Source organism: Mesorhizobium sp. M7A.F.Ca.CA.003.01.2.1, from assembly GCF_003998945.1.
Lineage (GTDB): Bacteria > Pseudomonadota > Alphaproteobacteria > Rhizobiales > Rhizobiaceae > Mesorhizobium > Mesorhizobium ciceri.
On the sequence record NZ_RZRA01000890.1, the window covers coordinates 1 to 2,317 of the forward strand.

Genomic DNA, 2,317 nt, shown 5'->3' on the forward strand with positions numbered 1-2,317 from the left:
TATCATCACCGACGACGAGCCGGCGGCGACGGCCAACATTGCCGGTGGCAATGTCCTCTACACCTTCACCACCAGCGAGAGCGTTGGCAGCACGCTGACCATTGCGGACGTGACGGTAACGGGCGGCACGGTCGGTGCGCTGACGCAAGTCGGCACCAGCAACGTATATAACCTGACCGTGACCCCGACGGCCAACGTCGATGCCGGCACGATCAGTGTAACAGTGAACCAGGTTGGCATCACCGATACGGCGGGCAATTCGGGGACCGGCACTGTCAATGCCACCCAGGCCTACGATACCAAGGCGCCGACCGTTTCGGTCGACATCATCGCCCCAGACCTGCCGGCAGGCGGGACATCACAGGTAAAGTTTGTCTTCAGCGAAGTCCCTACCGGTTTCACGGCGGCCGACATCATTGTGACGTCAGGCAGCGGCTCGATCACCAGCGGGCCGACCATAGACGCCACAGATCCAACCGGCAAAACCTATGTCGCAACGTTCACCGCATCTTCGACTTTTGTCGGAAACGCGACCGTTTCAGTGAGCTCGGGAAGCTATACGGATGCAGCTCTGAACACAGGCTCCGGAGGCAACGACACGGTATTCGAGGGCTTTACCTTTGACGCAGCGACGAAGGAAAACGGGCAAAGCGGCAATTTCACTCTTTCCGGGCACTATAATACCGGTGTGACGATACGCGCGTACTGGGACGTCGACAATCCGACCCACGCAGTTGCCGTGACGCTGAATGGCGATGGCACCTGGAGCGGGGCTAAGACCAACCTGGGCAACAACACCGGAGCCCACACCTTCTTTGTGGTCGCTACGACAGGCAGCAGTACCATTGTCCAATCCATCGGTGTCACAGCGCCCGCCGGCATTGCCGGAGAGGCTGTGAACTTGGGACTTACCGATCCAGCCGGCCACGATGGCGCGATTACGCTCACGATTAGTGACGTCCCCGACGGATGGACGATCGATGGGGGCACCCGCAACGCGGACGGCTCTTGGACCGCAACAACCACGAATGTTTCCGCCCTGACCGTCACGACGCCGGTCACCTATACCGGTGCACACGTGCTCAACGTGACCGGGACCTGGAGTAACGAGGACGGGACCACCGGGACCATGACCATCGCGGACAACGTGGAAATCTATGCCAAGGGTTCGCCCATCTTTGCTTTGTCTGGAAACGACTACCTGACCGGGTCCAGCGGCAACGACCTCTTCGTCTTCTCGCAGCCGATCGGTGCCGACACGGTGCACAATTTCGACGCCGCGGCCGACCAGATCGACCTTATCGGCTACAACGGACTGGCGGACTTTGCCGACCTGCAGACCCATATCGCCGACGATGCCCACGGCAACGCGGTGATCACGCTGGGCGATGGGCAGTCGATCACGCTGGATGGCGTGCACTCGGGCGCGCTGACGGCAGGCAATTTCGTCTTCGACCAGACGCCGGTGGTCAACAATGCCGGCACCATGACGATCGGCGACGGCGCCTTGCTGCCGCTGAGCGGCATGATCAACAATAGCGGCCTCATCTCGCTGGACTCGACCGGCGGTGAAACGCTGCTGCAAATCATCCAGCATGGCGTGACCCTGCAGGGCGGCGGGCAGATACTGTTGTCCGACAGCGCCGCCAACGTGATCTCCGGCACGGGGCCGGACGTCACTCTGGTCAATGTCGACAACACGATATCGGGCGCCGGCCAGTTGGGCGGCGGGATGCTGAGCCTCGACAACCAGGGCACCATTATCGCCTCCGGCGCGAATGCGCTGGTCATCGATACGGGGGGCAGCGTCGTCACCAACTCCGGAACATTGGAGGCGACCGGTTCAGGTGGACTGACGATCACCGGCGGGCTGGCGAATTCCGGCATGCTGTTGGCCAATGGCGGCGACATAGTCATCCATGGCCAGGTCACCGGCGACGGCGATGCCACGATCGGCAACCTGTCGAAGCTTGAGTTCGGCAGCGCCTCGTCGACGGATGTCACCTTCGCGCACGATGCGGCCGGCACGCTGCAGCTCGACGATTCCTTCGATTTCAGCGGGCGGATCGGCGGCATCACCAATGACGACAGGCTTGAGCTCGAGGACATCCTGTTCGGCGCGGGAACGACGGCCGTCTACCAGGCAAACCAGGATGGCAGCGGCGGAACGCTGACCGTTTCGGACGGCACCCACGGTACCGCGCTGCATCTGGTCGGCAGCTACGATGCGAACGGCTTCAAGCTTGCCGATGACGGCCAAGGCCATACCGCCGTTTCGTACAATCCGGCGGAATTCACGCTGACGGGCGTTGGCAAT

The 2,317-nt window shown here is 61.9% G+C and carries 1 protein-coding gene; it reads left to right on the top strand.

Going from position 1 to position 2,317, the window contains the following annotated elements; genetic code table 11:
• Positions 1-2,317: Ig-like domain-containing protein (locus EN969_RS27225; RefSeq protein WP_245467516.1), on the top strand; the 2,317-nt coding region annotated here is incomplete at both ends.